General features: G+C 59.4%; 13 protein-coding genes, 1 tRNA gene, 1 pseudogene and 1 riboswitch. Of the genes and pseudogenes, 5 read left to right on the plus strand and 10 right to left on the minus strand.

All coding sequences use genetic code 11. From position 1 onward, the window contains the following. Positions 1-53 precede the first annotated feature (53 nt). Positions 54-137: riboswitch (cyclic di-GMP riboswitch) on the minus strand. Positions 138-330: 193 nt separating this feature from the next. The 3 genes from KI236_RS05275 (at position 331) to KI236_RS05285 (ending at position 1,903) form a co-directional block, all read left to right on the plus strand. After that, positions 331-900: a manganese efflux pump MntP gene (locus KI236_RS05275; protein WP_212819909.1), complete on the plus strand. Its 570-nt coding sequence runs from the start codon at positions 331-333 to the stop codon at positions 898-900. A 12-nt stretch (positions 901-912) separates the two neighbouring features. Next, positions 913-1,728: a TrmH family RNA methyltransferase gene (locus tag KI236_RS05280; protein WP_212819911.1), complete on the plus strand. Its 816-nt coding sequence runs from the start codon at positions 913-915 to the stop codon at positions 1,726-1,728. Positions 1,729-1,827: 99 nt separating this feature from the next. Beyond that, positions 1,828-1,903 (plus strand) — tRNA-Ala (locus KI236_RS05285). A 296-nt stretch (positions 1,904-2,199) separates the two neighbouring features. Here the strand turns inward: KI236_RS05285 and KI236_RS05290 are convergent. Both KI236_RS05290 and KI236_RS05295 read right to left on the minus strand, forming a co-directional pair. Beyond that, entirely contained in the window at positions 2,200-2,904 is a 705-nt protein-coding gene (locus KI236_RS05290; RefSeq protein WP_212819913.1) for a DUF421 domain-containing protein, read from the minus strand. A gap of 108 nt (positions 2,905-3,012) precedes the next feature. Continuing rightward, positions 3,013-4,284 (minus strand): chloride channel protein, encoded by a 1,272-nt coding sequence (locus KI236_RS05295; protein WP_212819915.1) that lies wholly within the window; start codon positions 4,282-4,284, stop codon positions 3,013-3,015. Between the two features lie 297 nt (positions 4,285-4,581). Here KI236_RS05295 and serC point away from each other — a divergent pair, with 297 nt between their 5' ends. After that, positions 4,582-5,670, plus strand: coding sequence for a 3-phosphoserine/phosphohydroxythreonine transaminase (gene serC / locus KI236_RS05300; protein ID WP_212819917.1), 1,089 nt, complete (start codon positions 4,582-4,584; stop codon positions 5,668-5,670). Between the two features lie 425 nt (positions 5,671-6,095). Next, positions 6,096-7,001, plus strand: coding sequence for a D-2-hydroxyacid dehydrogenase (locus KI236_RS05305; protein ID WP_329958968.1), 906 nt, complete (start codon positions 6,096-6,098; stop codon positions 6,999-7,001). Between the two features lie 1,023 nt (positions 7,002-8,024). On the opposite strand, the gene atpC is transcribed toward KI236_RS05305, so the two are convergent. The 8 genes and pseudogenes from atpC to atpB all read right to left on the minus strand — a co-directional run bounded on the left by atpC (position 8,025) and on the right by atpB (position 14,917). Continuing rightward, positions 8,025-8,441, minus strand: a complete 417-nt coding sequence (atpC, locus tag KI236_RS05310) for an ATP synthase F1 subunit epsilon (protein ID WP_212819919.1) — start codon at positions 8,439-8,441, stop codon at positions 8,025-8,027. 9 nt (positions 8,442-8,450) lie between these two features. Beyond that, a complete protein-coding gene (atpD, locus tag KI236_RS05315) occupies positions 8,451-9,833 on the minus strand; it encodes a F0F1 ATP synthase subunit beta (protein ID WP_212819921.1) in 1,383 nt (460 codons plus the stop codon). Positions 9,834-9,857: 24 nt separating this feature from the next. Continuing rightward, entirely contained in the window at positions 9,858-10,730 is an 873-nt protein-coding gene (atpG, locus tag KI236_RS05320) for an ATP synthase F1 subunit gamma (RefSeq protein WP_212819923.1), read from the minus strand. Between the two features lie 31 nt (positions 10,731-10,761). Next, positions 10,762-12,267 (minus strand): F0F1 ATP synthase subunit alpha, encoded by a 1,506-nt coding sequence (gene atpA, locus KI236_RS05325; RefSeq protein ID WP_228738115.1) that lies wholly within the window; start codon positions 12,265-12,267, stop codon positions 10,762-10,764. Positions 12,268-12,297: 30 nt separating this feature from the next. Next, a pseudogene (locus KI236_RS12115) lies at positions 12,298-13,002 on the minus strand (F0F1 ATP synthase subunit delta); the annotation flags it as partial. A 7-nt stretch (positions 13,003-13,009) separates the two neighbouring features. Further along, on the minus strand, positions 13,010-13,453 hold the full coding sequence (locus KI236_RS05330) for an ATP synthase F0 subunit B (protein WP_212819927.1): 444 nt from the start codon (positions 13,451-13,453) through the stop codon (positions 13,010-13,012). Between the two features lie 35 nt (positions 13,454-13,488). Continuing rightward, positions 13,489-13,719 (minus strand): ATP synthase F0 subunit C, encoded by a 231-nt coding sequence (gene atpE, locus KI236_RS05335; protein ID WP_212819929.1) that lies wholly within the window; start codon positions 13,717-13,719, stop codon positions 13,489-13,491. 526 nt (positions 13,720-14,245) lie between these two features. Further along, positions 14,246-14,917, minus strand: coding sequence for a F0F1 ATP synthase subunit A (gene atpB, locus KI236_RS05340; RefSeq protein WP_212819931.1), 672 nt, complete (start codon positions 14,915-14,917; stop codon positions 14,246-14,248). Position 14,918: the final 1 nt, after the last annotated feature.

Here is a 14,918-nt window from a genome sequence, read left to right on the forward strand (position 1 = left end):
CCCGCACCTCCATACCATCCGAAAAAAAATAAACCCCGGTTGCAATCTCTGAAAATTGCAACCGGGCTGACTTAGATGAGCAATAAGTCCCCTTGGCTTTGCGTCACTGTCTCACGGCAGTTTTGCCAAACGATCTTAACTTCAGGATAAAAGTACCATAATCGTCCCCTTCTGTCAAGTATTTTTTTTCGGTTTTTTAACGCCCCTCCCCCAGCCCCTCCCCCGACAGGGAAACATTGACTTTTCCCTAAAATTATGAGATACTATTTGGATATTATGGATTCTTGTCGGTATGCATTTGCAGTCCGGCCCGACAGGGAGGAAACACAGATGAAACTAACGGAACTGGCGCTGCTGGCGGTGGGTCTGTCCATGGACGCCTTTGCGGTGGCCATTTGCAAGGGTCTGTCCGTGCAGAAGCCGGGATGGAAGCACTACCTGACCGTGGGGCTGTGGTTCGGCGGCTTTCAGGCGCTGATGCCCACCCTGGGCTACCTGCTGGGCACCACCTTTGAGCGATACATCACCTCGGTGGATCACTGGGTTGCCTTCGTGCTGCTGTGCCTCATCGGCGGAAATATGCTCAAGGAGGGCTTTTCCAAGGAGCAACAGGAGGAGAGCGCCTCCTTCGGCTTCAGGTCTATGCTGCCTTTGGCCCTGGCCACCAGCGTAGACGCCCTGGCGGTGGGCATCACCTTTGCCCTGCTGCCGGATGTGCATATTTTCCGTGCCGTGGGGCTTATCGGGGCCATCACCTTCTGCCTGTCGGCGGTGGGCCTGAAGGTGGGCAATATCTTCGGGCTGCGCTACAAGAGCAGGGCCGAGATCGTAGGCGGCGTCATCCTTATTCTCATCGGTGTGAAGATTCTGCTGGAGCATCTGGGCGTTATCAATTTTTGACGGAGGAAAACCATGGCGGATATTCGGGAGATCGCGGATTTTTCCGCGCCGGAGCTGGATATTTTTGCACGGCTGCGGGACAGTCAGCTGGCGAATTGGGAGTGTGCGGAGCAGGGCGTCTTTATCGCCGAAAGCCCCAAGGTCATTGCCCGGGCGCTGCAGTCCGGCTATGAGCCCATCTCGTTTTTAATGGAGCGCCGCCATGTGGAAAATCAGGCCAAGCCCCTGCTGGAGCGGTGCCCGGAGGTGCCGGTTTTCACGGCGGAGGAGCCGGTGCTGGCCCAAATGACGGGCTTTCACCTGACCCGGGGGATGCTGTGCGCCATGAAGCGCCGGACGCTGCCCCGGGTAGAGCAGGTGTGCGCAAATGCCCGGCGGGTGGCGGTCTTGGAGCGGGTGATGAATCCCACCAATGTAGGCGCCATCTTCCGCTCGGCGGCAGCACTGGGCATGGACGCGGTGCTTTTGACGCCGGAGTGCAGCGACCCGCTGTATCGCCGCAGCACACGGGTGAGCATGGGAACGGTGTTTCAGATCCCCTGGACCTATCTGCCGGAGGGAAGCTGGACGGAAAAGCTTCATGCCCTGGGCTTTCGCACGGCGGCTATGGCTCTGCGGGCGGATTCGGTGCGGCTGAATGACCCCCGGCTCCTGGCGGAGCCGCGCCTGGCCATCGCCCTGGGCACCGAGGGGGACGGTCTGGCAGACGGCAGCATTGAGGACTGCGACTACACGGTGTGCATCCCCATGGCCCATGGGGTAGACTCGCTGAATGTGGCAGCAGCCAGCGCCGTGGCCTTTTATCAGCTGGGCCGGGTGCAGGAATAAAAAAACAGAAAATTTGGAGAAAAATGTGTTGACAAATGCCCGGAAGTATACTATACTAAGTAAGTCGGCAGCCAAGGCGCCGCGAAGTGAATAGAACCTGGGGGTATAGCTCAGCTGGGAGAGCGCTTGAATGGCATTCAAGAGGTCAGCGGTTCGATCCCGCTTATCTCCACCAGGAAAGTTCCGAAATCTGCGGATTTCGGAACTTTTTTTGCACTTTTAGCGTGACTCTTGAAAATTCCGAAAAAGTCGTGCATAACGCGTACATAATTGCCTGGTTTTTGGGGTGTCAAAACGAGAGTCAAAACCCAGATTTTTACATGATTTTTTGGCCTTTGAAAAAAATTCTTATTTTATAATCAGGCTGCCAGTGTGAAATTTGTCCGTCACAGACTGACAAATTATGCGCGCCGCAGACTGCAATCCTTTTGTCGGAAAAACCCGGAGAGTTTTTCGAAAGTCTCAACCCCCTTACCTATCTGCCAGATCTGCCGGCTCCCGCTTGCTCTCCATGGGGAACACCGTCACCTGATTTCCGTCCGCCATAGCCAAAAACACCTCTCCGGCCTCCCTGTACCCCTGTTTTTCCAGCTGCCGCACAAGCCAGCTCTCGTCCTTTCCGATCCGCTGCAGATTTCCCCGCAGTATCACCCCATCCTGGATCACCGAGGTCTGCAGCAGCGTCTGGTCCGGCTGCATGGATAGGTCCGCCGGTGTAGCGGGCCTCTGCATCTCCACGGGCAAAAAAGTCACCGTACCGTTGTGCTCCAGCAGCGCCGTCTGTATCTGTCCCAGGTCAAAATATCCCCCGATGCGGCAATACATGAGAAAGTCCCCCAGATCCATCTTGGTCTTTTTCAGATTCTCCCGGTAAATCACTCCGCCGTCCATCAAAATCAGCGGCTTTCCCGTAATGATCCGTCGAGCCCCCAGGGATTTGTTGGTCCATAGGGAAATGCACACCGCCGCCACCGCATACACCACCATGGCAACCAGCGAATTTTCCGGTGTGTCCAGCTCCGTGGCCATCTCCGCGGCGATGGAGCCCACGGTGATGCCGATAACATAGTCAAACAGGTTCATCTGCGATACCTGCTTGTTTCCCATGAGCTTTGTCAGCAAAAACATGGCCGCCAGGGACACCAGCGATGTCACGGCCACCTGCACGAGATCCATAAAAATACCTCCCCAACCATACTTTTCCTCAGTATGGCCGGGGAGATGATTTTTTATCCAAAAAGTCCTGGCAGCCCTTGCGTCAGCAGGATTTTTCGCCGTTTCTTTTTATCCGTTCTTATCCTCATTTTCATTGGTGTGGATGTTGATAAACTCCGCCCGCATCTTGGAATAGAGGATGGTCTGGCTGCTGTACAGTCCGCAGTAGCCCGACAGCAGATAGCTGATGGCGCAGGCCATAGCAAAATACAGCAGGTCCCCGGTGCCGAACAGCTCAATGCTCAAAAACACGGACGCAATGGGACAGTTCACCGCTCCGCAGAACACCGCCACCAGCCCGATGGCCGCTCCGAAGCCCGCCGGAAGTCCCAAAAAGCCCCCCAGCACGCACCCGAAGCAGGCGCCCACGAAGAAGGAGGGCACCACCTCGCCGCCCTTGAAGCCGAATCCGATGGTCACAGCGGTAAACAGCAGCTTCAGCAGCCACGCCCAGCCCCCGACCTCTCCGCCGATGGCCCGGCTCACCACCTCCATGCCTGCGCCGTTATAGTCCGTGGTGCCCACCAGCAGCGTCAGTCCTATGACCAGCACGCCGCCCACAAAGGCCCGGATAAAGGGATTGGGCAGCAGCCTCGCCGCCCTGCGACCCGTCTCCTGCAGTCCCCGGCAAAACAGGATGCTCACCACTGCGCACCCAATGGCGAGTAAAATCACCAGCACCATGGTCCAGGCGTCCAGCCCCGGGTCCGCCACCGTAAACCGCGTAGGCGGCACCTTCATCATCAGGCTCACCAGATAGCCCACCAGCGCCGCCGTCAGGCATGGAATAAGCCCCGCGTAGTAAAATACACCCACGCTGATGACCTCCATGGCAAACACCGCCGCCGTCAGCGGCGTTCCGAACAGGGCTGAGAACACCGCGCTCATGCCGCAGAGGGTCGCCAGGGGCAGGTCCTTTTCCCCCAGATGCAGCAGCCGCCCGGTGGTGTGTCCGATGCCACCGCCTATCTGCAAGGCCGCGCCCTCGCGCCCGGCGCTTCCGCCCCCCAAATGGGTCAGTACCGTAGACACAAAGATCACCGGCACCAGCAGCACCGGCACATTTTTCCCGAAATGCACCGACTCGATTACGGCGTTGGTGTCCTTTCCCTCCACCTTTGTCACCCGGTACAGCCCCGCAATGATAACGCCCAGCACCGGCAGCAAATACAGCACCCACGGATGGGCCAGCCGCACCTGGGTGGCGTAGTTCACGCCGATGTGGAACACCGACCCAATGATCCCGCCGATGCCGCCGATGAGTCCCCCCACCGCCAGCCACTTGCCCAGCACCGCCGGATACGCGCCGATATGTACCATGAGCTTTTTCCACTTGTCCATCCCGTGCCGTCCTTTCCCGGAGATCCGCCAAAATTCTCCCTATTTTATACCATCTTTGCCCCTCCCTGTCAATCGCCGTCTATGCATTTTTCCCCCGAAGCCCTGCCACGGCCTCCACGGCGGCAAGGTTCCCCGCCCCCGAAATTTCCCCCCTCTATCTGTCCCTCTGAAAATTTTTTAGATAAACTCAAAAAATGTGGATTTTTATGGTTGATTCTCCCGACGGAATGTTCTATACTATATCTGTATGAATCGTAAATCCCCGATTACATTACACAAACAGGAGGTACTATCAAAATGAAGTATAACCGCACTTTTAATTTTTCCGCCGGCCCTGCCATGATGCCGGAGCCTGTCCTGGAGGAGATCCGTGACGAGATGATGAACTACCGCGGCAGCGGTATGTGCGTCATGGAAATGAGCCACCGCTCCAAGGTGTTCCAGCAGATCATCGACGAGGCCGAGGCCGACCTGCGTGAGCTGATGAACATTCCCGATAACTACAAGGTCCTGTTCATCCAGGGCGGTGCCACCCTGCAGTTCGCCGCTATTCCCTGGAACCTGATGAAGAATGGCAAGGCTGTGTATGTGGAGACCGGTGCCTGGTCCAAGAAGGCCATTGCCGAGGCTAAGAAGTACGGTGAGGTCATTGTGGCCGCCTCCTCCAAGGATAAGAATTTCAGCTATATTCCCGACTGCTCCGACCTGGACATTCCCGAGGATGCCGACTATGTCTACATCTGCGAGAATGAGACCATCCACGGCGTCACCTGGAATAAGCTCCCCAATACCAAGGGCCATGTCCTGGTGTCCGACCAGTCCTCCATGTTCCTCTCCAAGCCCTGCAATGTCTCCGACTATGGCATGATCTACGCCGGTGTGCAGAAGAATGTAGGCCCTGCCGGCATGGTGGTGGTCATCATCCGTGAGGATCTGATCCGTGAGGACATCGACCCCAAGATGCCCGTCTACATGAGCTATAAGACCCACGCTGACAACGGCTCCATGTACAACACCCCCAACTGCTGGGCCATCTACTGCTGCGGCAAGGTGTTTAAGTACCTCAAGAGCATCGGCGGCCTGGAGGAGATGCACAAGCGCAACATCGCCAAGGCCAAGGTCATCTATGACTTCCTGGATTCCTCCAAGATGTTCAAGGGCACCGTGGAGCCCGAGTTCCGCAGCCTGATGAATATTCCCTTTGTCACCGGGTCCGCGGAGCTGGACGCCGAGGTGGTCGCCGCTACCAAGGCTGCCGGCTATGATAACCTCAAGGGCCACAAGTCCGTGGGCGGCCTCCGCGCCAGCGTCTATAACGCCATGCCCATCGAGGGTGCCCAGGCTCTGGTGGAGTTCCTGAAGAAGTTCGAGGCCGAGCACAAGTAATATAAATAATTAAAGCCGTGGCGGACACCCCGTTCGCCACGGCACCCTCAAAAAACGCATCCGTAGGGGCCGATGATCCTGTTGCGGTGCCCAAAATTTTTGCGCTGCCTTACGGCGGACGCTGAAAATTTTGACCGCGGCCACTCGCTCACTTCGCTTCCTCTGCCACCGGCAGCGCTCAGTTCGCTCCCCACATCGGCCCGCACGCAGGCACTTCTTGCAACCATCCGTAGGGGCCGATGCCTACATTGGCCCGCCCCACCGCATTTCTTGCAAAAAACTGTCATTGCAAAGCCGGTGCGCACACTGGCTGTGGCAATCCGTCCCCCTCAAAAAGTCCCTTGCCTAAAGGGGCTGTGGTTAAAGCCGACTGAGGGATTCTTCCCCGCACCCAATCAAAAATAAATTATAAGGAGATTACAATTATGCGTATTCTGGTTACCGACGGTATGGATAAGACCGCCATGGCTCAGCTCCGTGAGATGGGTCACGAGGTCGTCGAGCAGTTCTATGAGCCCGATCAGCTGGGCGCCGCCCTGAAGGATTTTGACGCCGTGGTGGTCCGCTCCAAGACCAAGGTCCGCGCCAATCATATTGACGAGGCCAAGACCGGCAAGCTCAAGCTCATTATCCGCGGCGGCGTGGGCGTTGACAATATCGATGTCAAGTACGCCGAGTCCTGCGGCATCACCGTGAAGAACACCCCCCGTGCCTCCTCCCAGTCCGTAGCCGAGCTGGCCATGGGCCATATGTTCTCCTGCGCCCGTTATCTCTCCATCGCCGGCCACACCATGCGTGAGGACAAGTGGGAGAAGAAGGCTTACGGCAAGGGCATCGAGCTCCAGGGCAAGACCCTGGGTATCGTGGGCTTTGGCCGCATCGGTCAGCACCTGGGTGTCATGGCCAAGGCCATCGGCATGAAGGTAGTCGCCTTTGATATTTTCCACATCCCCGGCATCGAGGAGCAGCTGGGCATCCCCTATGTGGAGATGGATGATCTGCTGGCCCAGGCCGACTTTGTTTCCGTCCACGCTCCCGCTGTGGATGGCGGCGCTCTGATTTCCGCCGAGAATATCGCCAAGATGAAGGACGGCGTGGTGATCATCAATACCTCTCGCGGCACCAATGTGGACGAAGCTGCTCTGCTGGCCGCCCTGGAGTCCGGCAAGGTCCGCGCCGCCGGCCTGGATGTCTACGCCGATGAGCCCGCCACCAATAAGGCCCTGTATAGCCATCCCATGGTTTCCTGCACGCCGCACATCGGCGCCGCCACCCTGGAGGCTCAGAAGCGCATCGGTGCTGAAATCGTTGACATCATCAAGAACTTCTAATTCTTCGCTTCTATCAAAAGCAAGAGGATACTTCGGTATCCTCTTGTTTTTCCTTTTGTTCTCCCCAAATTCTCCCCGTAGGGGCCGATGACCCTGTTGCGGTGCCCAAAATTTTTGCGCTGCCTTACGGCGGACGCTGAAAATTTTGACCGCGGCCACTCGCTCACTTCGCTTCCTCTGCCACCGGCAGCGCTCAGTTCGCTCCCCACATCGGCCCGCCCTATAGAAGTCACACTCCTTGAAACGCTTTCGTAGGGGCGACCCTTGCGGTCGCCTGCCCCACCGCACTTCTTGCAACCCCTCCGTAGGGCGGCGTGCCCTCACGCCGCCGCGATGGTGCGGTGGTTATCGGACGGTGGGCTGAGGGCAGCCCGCCCTACGCAAGCGTTTCAACATTTCCGTAGGGGCGGACGCCCCTGTCCGCCCGCCGCACACCGCACCCCCATGAAAAACCAATGTCATTGCGAGGCCAGTGCGAACACCGGCCGTGGCAATCCGTACCCCCGTCCCCATGGCCCCCTTGCCTAAAGGGGGCTGGCACGGCGAAGCCGTGACTGGGGGATTCCTCACCGCATCACACTCCTTGTAACGCTTCCGTAGGGGCCGATGCCTACATCGGCCCGCCCCACCGCACTTCTTGCACCCCTCCGTAGGAGCGGACGCCTCTGTCCGCCCGCCGACAACGCACCACACTCCCTACAACCCTTCCGTAGGGGCGGGGTTCTACCCCGCCCGTCCGTGCTTGTTCGCATCTCCTTGCTTTGTGTAGGGGCGGACGCCCCTGTCCGCCCGCAATATTGTGAAAACCCTTGTAGGGCGGGGCCCATGTGCCCCGCCGCACACCGCACCCCCATAAAAAACCAATGTCATTGCGAGGCCAGTGCAAACACTGGCCGTGGCAATCCGTACCCCCGTCCCCAAAGTCCTCCCCCCTTTCACTCTCCATGCCACACGAAAAAGCCACCGCATCGACCCGATACGGTGGCTTTCCCTATTTCACTTTTGCGCCGAATTCTCCGGCCGTCACTGGCCCTTCATCATCCGCACAGCCGCCTGCCGGGCCAGTGCCCGATGCAGCGCGATCTGCGCGCGCTTCACATCCAGGTCCGCACTGTGCTCCGCCAGCCGCTCCCGGGCCCGCTTCTCGGCAGACTGGGCCCGAGCCAGGTCAATGTCCTCCGCCCGCTCTGCCGCACGCACCAGCAGCGTCACCTCGTTGTGAACGATGTTGGCCACGCCCAGGTTTACAGCCACGAATTCCTCCGTGCCGCTGTCCTTTCGGGCCGTGACCACGCCGTCCTCAATGGCCCCCAGCATCGGCGCATGGTCCTGCAATACGCCTACGCTGCCCCCGGAAAAGGGCAGCTCCACATAGCTGACCATGTCGTCATACACGGTGCTGGCGGCGGTGACGATCCGGATATGGATCCCGTCTTTCATAGGCACCTCTTACATCTGCTTGCGCTTAGCAAGCACATCGTCGATGGAGCCGCACATGAGGAATGCCTGCTCCGGTATATCGTCGCACTCACCGCCCAGGATGATCTCAAAGCCCCGGATGGTATCCTCCAGCTTAACATACTTGCCCGCCAAGCCCGTGAAGTTCTCAGCCACATGGAAGGGCTGGGACAGGAACCGCTGAATGCGGCGGGCCCGGTTCACCGTGGCCTTATCCTCCAGGCTCAGCTCGTCCATGCCCAGCACGGCAATGATGTCCTGCAGGTCCTTGTATTTTTGCAATACGGTCTGCACAGCTCGGGCCGTGTCGTAATGTCTGCGTCCCAGCACATCCGGCTCCAGGATACGAGAGGTGGACGCCAGGGGGTCCACCGCGGGATAAATGCCCAGCTCGGAAATGCCGCGGTCCAGCACCGTCGTGGCGTCCAAATGGGCAAAGGCCGTGGCCGGAGCCGGGTCCGTCAGGTCGTCGGCAGGCACATAAATGGCCTGCACGGAGGTAACGGAGCCGTTGCGGGTGGAGGTAATACGCTCCTGCAGCGTACCCATCTCCGTAGCCAGGGTGGGCTGGTAGCCCACGGCGGAGGGCATACGCCCCAGCAGGGCCGAAACCTCACTGCCCGCCTGGGTGAAGCGGAAAATGTTATCAATGAACAAAAGCACATCCTGTCCGCTGCTGTCGCGGAAGTTCTCCGCGATGGTCAGACCCGACAGGGGTACCCGCAGACGCGCTCCGGGGGGCTCGTTCATCTGTCCGAATACCAGCGCCGTCTTGCTGATAACGCCGGACTCGGTCATTTCGTTCCACAGGTCATTGCCCTCCCGGGAGCGTTCGCCCACGCCTGCGAACACGGAGTAGCCGCCGTGCTCGTAGGCCACATTGCGTATAAGCTCCTGAATGAGCACCGTCTTTCCCACGCCGGCGCCGCCAAACAGTCCGATCTTGCCGCCCTTGGAGTAGGGTGCCAGCAGATCCACCACCTTGATGCCCGTCTCCAGGATCTCGGTGGAGGGGATCACATCCGTAAAGGAGGGCGCTGCCCGGTGAATGGGCATCCGCTCCGCCTCCACAGGTCCCTTGCCGTCGATGGGGTCGCCCACCACATTGAACATCCGCCCCAGGGTGGCCTCTCCCACAGGCATAGTCACCGGAGAGCCGGTGTCCACGGCGGTGCAGCCCCGGGCGATACCGTCGGTGGAGAACAGCGATACACAGCGCACCGTGTCAGAGCCCAGCTGCTGCATGGCCTCCATGACCACCTTGCGGTCCTCCAGTTGAATTTCGATTGCGTTGTAAATGTCCGGCAGATGTCCGGCAGGGAACTGCACATCCACCACAGGGCCGGTGACCCTTCTGACAATACCGTTTTTCATAGTAGCCTCCTATCGTAGGCGGAATTACTTTTTCGCCTTTTTCAAGGCATTGGCACCGCCGACGATCTCCGCGATCTCGGTGGTAATGGCCGCCTGGCGCACCCGGTTGAGCTTCAGGCTCAGTTCGCTTATCAGGTCGCCGGTGGCGTCGGTAGCGGTGCTCATGGCGGTCATGCGGGACGCCTGCTCGCTGACCTTGGCCTCCAGCAAAACGGAGTAAACCATGTTGTCCAAATAAAGCTGCACCATATTTTCCAGCACGCTCTTGGCGTCCGGCTCGAAAATATAGTCGTTGGTCGCCTCGTCCTTTTCCTCCGTCTCCAGCTTCGCCGGCAGCAGCTGCATCTGGCTGGGCACCTGCTGCAGAGCCGAGTAAAAGCGCTGATAGACCAGGTGGATTTCATCCGCCTCGCCGCTCAGATACAGTCGCTTCAGGTAGTCCGCCACCGGCAGCGACTGGGCCGTGCCCGGGGTGTCGCTGATGCCGTCAAAGGTATGCCGCACCGGCAGACCCGACTGCGCGATCACATCCCGGCCCCAGCTGCCGCACACCACCACCGAGCACTCCCGTGTGTCGGCGCGCACCAGCTCCTGGGCATAGCGCAGGATGGCGTGGTTATACACGCCGCACAGGCCCCGGTTCCCCACGAACACCACATAGCACACCTTTTTGATTTCGCCCCGGGGACGCAAAAATGGGTTGTCGTACCCGCCGTTTTCCCCGGCCAAAAGCTCGCTGAGAATGTGCCTGCTCTGCTGGGCGAAGGTGCGTATGCCGCCCAAGCCCTTCTGGGTGCGCCGCAGCTTGGCCGAGGCCACCATTTTCATGGCCTTGTTGATCTGCTGGGTGTTTTTAACACTCTTGATCCGTGCCCGGATCTCACGCATACTGCCCATATCCTTCTCCCCTTTCTTCGGTCAGTCAGCCTCAAAAGGTTTCCTTAAAGGACTTGAGGGTCTCCCGCAGCTTATCCAGCATATCGGCAGGGATCTTCTTACCTGCGCAGATGGTGTCCACCAGCTCGGGCATAGCCTGCTTCACATACTCCACCGCTTCCCGCTCGAATCGGGGCATATCCGCCAGATCCACATCGTCGGCGTAGCCCTCGTTGGCGGCGAAGATGGCAATGACCTGGTCCTCCACCGCCCGGGCGGCGAACTGGTCCTGCTTCAGCAGCTCCGTCATGTGCTGGCCCCGCAGCAGCGTAGCCTGGGTAGACGCATCCAAATCGGACCCGAACTGGGCGAAGGATGCCAGCTCCCGGTACTGCGCCAGGTCCGTGCGCAGGCGGCCCGCCACCTGCTTCATAGCGGGAACCTGGGCCGCGCCGCCCACACGGGACACGGACAGGCCCACATTGATAGCCGGCCGCGTGCCGGAGTGGAACAGGCCCGTCTCCAGGAAGATCTGTCCGTCGGTAATGGAAATAACATTGGTGGGAATATAGGCGGAAATATCGCCCGCCTGGGTTTCGATAATGGGCAGTGCCGTCATGCTGCCGCCGCCGGAGGCCTCGTCCAGCCGTGCCGCCCGCTCCAGAAGCCGGGAGTGCAGGTAGAACACATCGCCGGGATAGGCCTCGCGTCCGGGGGGACGCTGGAGCAGCAGGGAAATTTCGCGGTACGCCGCCGCCTGCTTGCTCAGATCGTCGTAAACGATCAGCACATCCTTGCCCTTGTACATGAAATATTCGCCGATAGCCGCGCCTGCATAGGGGGCTATGTACAGCATCGGCGCAGGCTCGGAGGCCGAGGCGCATACCACGGTGGTGTAGTCCATAGCGCCCAGCTCCGTCAGCTTGCGCACCACATTGGCAACCGTGGACTCCTTCTGTCCGATGGCCACATAAATGCAGTGTACACCCTTGCCCTTTTGATTCACAATGGTATCCAGGGCAATGGCGGTCTTGCCGGTCTGGCGGTCGCCGATGATCAGCTCACGCTGGCCCCGACCGATGGGCACCAAAGCGTCGATAGCCTTAATACCTGTCTGCAGGGGTACGGTGACGCCCTGCCGGTGCAGCACACTGGGCGCCGGACTCTCCACGGCCCGGAAGCCGTCGTTCTGAATGGGCCCCTTGCCGTCCACCGGGCGGCCCAAGGCGTCCACTACGCGGCCGCACATAGCCTCGCCCACGGGCACCTCAATGATGTGGCCCGTCCGGCGCACGGTGTCGCCCTCCTGAATGGTGGAGAAGTCGCCCAGCAGCACCACGCCCACATTGTTCTTGTCCAGGTCCATCACCATGCCCCGGAGGCTTCCCTCAAACTCCAGCATTTCCCCGGCCATCACATCGGCCAGGCCCGACACATGGCAGATGCCGTCGGACACGCTGATAACCTTGCCGGTCTGATAAACATCAATGGAATTGTCCGTGCCGCTGAGCTTTTCACGAATGCTCTCCAGCACCGACAGCTCCTCCTGGTCATCCATGCGGCTGTTGAATTCCACCTCCTGGCTCAGTCGGTCCAACTGATGCGCCAGGGTTCCGTCGTACACGGTGTCGCCCACCTGCATACGCACGCCGCCCACCAGGCCGTCGTCCACCTCATTGCGCACGGAGAGGAAGGTCTCGCAGAGGATCTGCGTCACCTTCTTCATCTCCTCGTCGGTGAGGGGCTCGGGACTGGCGATAGAAATATTTAATTTCTTCAGTTCATTCATATTCAAAATATCACTCGGCATTGCTGCCACCACTTCTTTTACCTGCTCAATGTAGCGCTCCACCAGGGCCTGGCGCTCCGGGGCGAAGGTACTGGTTTTCAGAGTCTCCCCCGCCTGGCTTGCCACCTGGCGAATGACCTGGGCGCTCACCTGGCCGTGCATCTGGCTGCGCAGCTGCTTTTCCGTCTGGATAGCGTTGCGGCGCAGGGCGTCGGCCTCCTCGGTGCGGAGCTTCTCAGCCTCCCGGCTGCTTCGCTCCACCTGGGCCCGGGTCTCGGCCAGCAGGGCATCCTCCTGCTGCCGCGCCTGGTCCCGGGCCTGGGCCACATCTGTGCTGAGCCTTTGGGACTCCAGGTCCGCCTGGTGCGACTGCTCCAGGTCCTGAGCGATTTTCTCCTTTCGCTCCTTGAACATACGGACGATCATTTTCCGCGTGATAAGGAACAGCGCGCCGAACAGGATCACGAAGTTGATGACTGCGAATAGGAAGTCTTTTATGGTCATATTCGCCTCATTTCTCCTCTCTCGACCCTGGGTCGCCGCCCACAAGATGCCGTGTCAGGGCATCCACCAGCTGGGGCATCTGCTCCTGGGCCTGGGCCCGAAGCCGCTCCTGCTCGTTTTGGATGCGCCCATGGGCGTCCTGTATATCCCGGGCTGCCTGGGCGTGTGCCGCCTCCAGCACTCGGGAGCGTTCCTCCTCGTCGGCCGCTTTTCCTTCTGCAATCAGCTGTTTGGCCTCAGCGCTTCGCTCTTTCCAGCTCTCGCGCAGGGCGGCGGCGTTCTCCTCTTTCTTCCGCTGCGCCTCCCGGCCCTTCTCCAGGCCTGCGTCAATGCCCGCCTGTCGCTGGTCCATAAACTTGATCAGCGGGTCAAACAGGAATTTTTTCAGCACAAACAGCAACGCAAAAAAGCAAATGATGGTCCAAATCACTTCTGACACATTAATGCTCAAAGCGTGTGCCTCCTTTTTTTCTCTCGGGATGTGGTTTAGACCTTAGCCACCAGCATAAAGGCGATGAGCAGACCGTAAATGGTCAGTGCCTCCATCAGGGCCATAGCGATGATCATGCTGGAGCGGATGTTGCCGGCAGCCTCGGGCTGACGGGCGATGGATTCCATAGCCTTGGAAGCGGTGATACCCTGGCCGATAGCGGGGCCGATGGTACTCAGAGCAACAGCCAAAGCGGCTGCCAGTGCGATGATTGCGGATGAAGTCATGTTTTGTTCCTCCTAAAGTGATCTGTATTTTTTATTTGTCTTGCACATGAATAAATAAAGTATTTGCGCTTGTGGCGTGTCATTGCGAGACCGGTGCGCACACTGGTCGTGGCAATCCGTAACCCCCGTCCCCTTGGCCCCCTTGCCTAAAGGGGGCTGTCAGCGAAGCTGACTGGGGGATTCCACGCAGGCACTCCTTGCCACGCACTCCGTAGGGGCGGGGTTCTACCCCGCCCGCCGATAACGCAGGCACTTCTTGTACCCGTCCGTAGGGGCGGACGCCTCTGTCCGCCCGCGATCCACGCAGGCACTCCTTGCCACGCACTCCGTAGGGCGGGGTGCCCTCACCCCGCCGACCGGTCTTGCATCGCACTCCCGGCAGGGCACGCGGGCCCTGCCCTACAAAAATGCCCTGTAGGGCGGGACCCATGTGTCCCGCCGCACACCGCATTCCATATAGTGTGTCATTGCGAGACCGGTTCTCAAACCGGTCGTGGCGATCCGCTCTCCTGCATAAGGCGTTTTCTCACTCTTCTTCTCCCACTGCCTCCTCAATATAGATGGACAGCAGCATGGTAAACACTACCGCCTGAATCAGGCAGAACAGCAGGCTCATCACCTGCATCACCAGCGGCAGCACCAGAGGGAATATTCCCGAGAGCTGCTCGGTGACCATTTCCTCGCCGTAGAGGTTGCCATACAGTCGCAGCGCCAGGGAGAAGGGCCGCACCACCTGCTCAATGAGGTTCAGCGGCAGCATCAGGATAAACGGCGAAATAAAGGTCTTGAGGTACCCCAAAAAGCCCCGCCGCTTCACGCCCACAATGTGGGTGGTGAAAAAGGCAATGACGGCCAGGCCCGCCGTGGTAGACAGATTCGCCGTGGGTACGGCAAACCCGTGCCCCGCCCCGGGCAGCAGCCCGGAATAGTTGCTCACCACAATAAAAATGAAGAAGGTGGCCATCACCGGGAAATACCGCCGGGCGTTGTCCCGGCCCATGTTCCCTGCGAAATAGTCCTGCAGCTTGGTCACGGCCATTTCCGCCGCGCTCTGGATGGGCCCCGGCACCTCCTTCAGCCGCCGGGTGGCCAGCCATGATACAAAGCCCAGCACCACGATGATGACCCACATGGTCACAACGGTTTTTGTCACCTCCAGTGGCCCGATGGAAAACAGAATATTACTGGTATGCTCCATA

It is taken from the genome of Vescimonas fastidiosa (assembly GCF_018326305.1).
GTDB classification, from domain to species: domain Bacteria; phylum Bacillota; class Clostridia; order Oscillospirales; family Oscillospiraceae; genus Vescimonas; species Vescimonas fastidiosa.

Coding starts and splice junctions, on each gene's coding strand:
- serC (WP_212819917.1), top strand. CDS start 4,582: ATGAAGTATAACCGCACTTTTAATTTTTCCGCCGGCCCTGCCATGATG.
- atpD (WP_212819921.1), bottom strand. CDS start 9,833: ATGAAAAACGGTATTGTCAGAAGGGTCACCGGCCCTGTGGTGGATGTG.
- KI236_RS05280 (WP_212819911.1), top strand. CDS start 913: ATGGCGGATATTCGGGAGATCGCGGATTTTTCCGCGCCGGAGCTGGAT.
- KI236_RS05305 (WP_329958968.1), top strand. CDS start 6,096: ATGCGTATTCTGGTTACCGACGGTATGGATAAGACCGCCATGGCTCAG.
- KI236_RS05295 (WP_212819915.1), bottom strand. CDS start 4,284: ATGGACAAGTGGAAAAAGCTCATGGTACATATCGGCGCGTATCCGGCG.
- atpB (WP_212819931.1), bottom strand. CDS start 14,917: ATGGAGCATACCAGTAATATTCTGTTTTCCATCGGGCCACTGGAGGTG.
- atpG (WP_212819923.1), bottom strand. CDS start 10,730: ATGGGCAGTATGCGTGAGATCCGGGCACGGATCAAGAGTGTTAAAAAC.
- atpE (WP_212819929.1), bottom strand. CDS start 13,719: ATGACTTCATCCGCAATCATCGCACTGGCAGCCGCTTTGGCTGTTGCT.
- KI236_RS05290 (WP_212819913.1), bottom strand. CDS start 2,904: ATGGATCTCGTGCAGGTGGCCGTGACATCGCTGGTGTCCCTGGCGGCC.
- KI236_RS05275 (WP_212819909.1), top strand. CDS start 331: ATGAAACTAACGGAACTGGCGCTGCTGGCGGTGGGTCTGTCCATGGAC.
- atpA (WP_228738115.1), bottom strand. CDS start 12,267: ATGGATGACCAGGAGGAGCTGTCGGTGCTGGAGAGCATTCGTGAAAAG.
- atpC (WP_212819919.1), bottom strand. CDS start 8,441: ATGAAAGACGGGATCCATATCCGGATCGTCACCGCCGCCAGCACCGTG.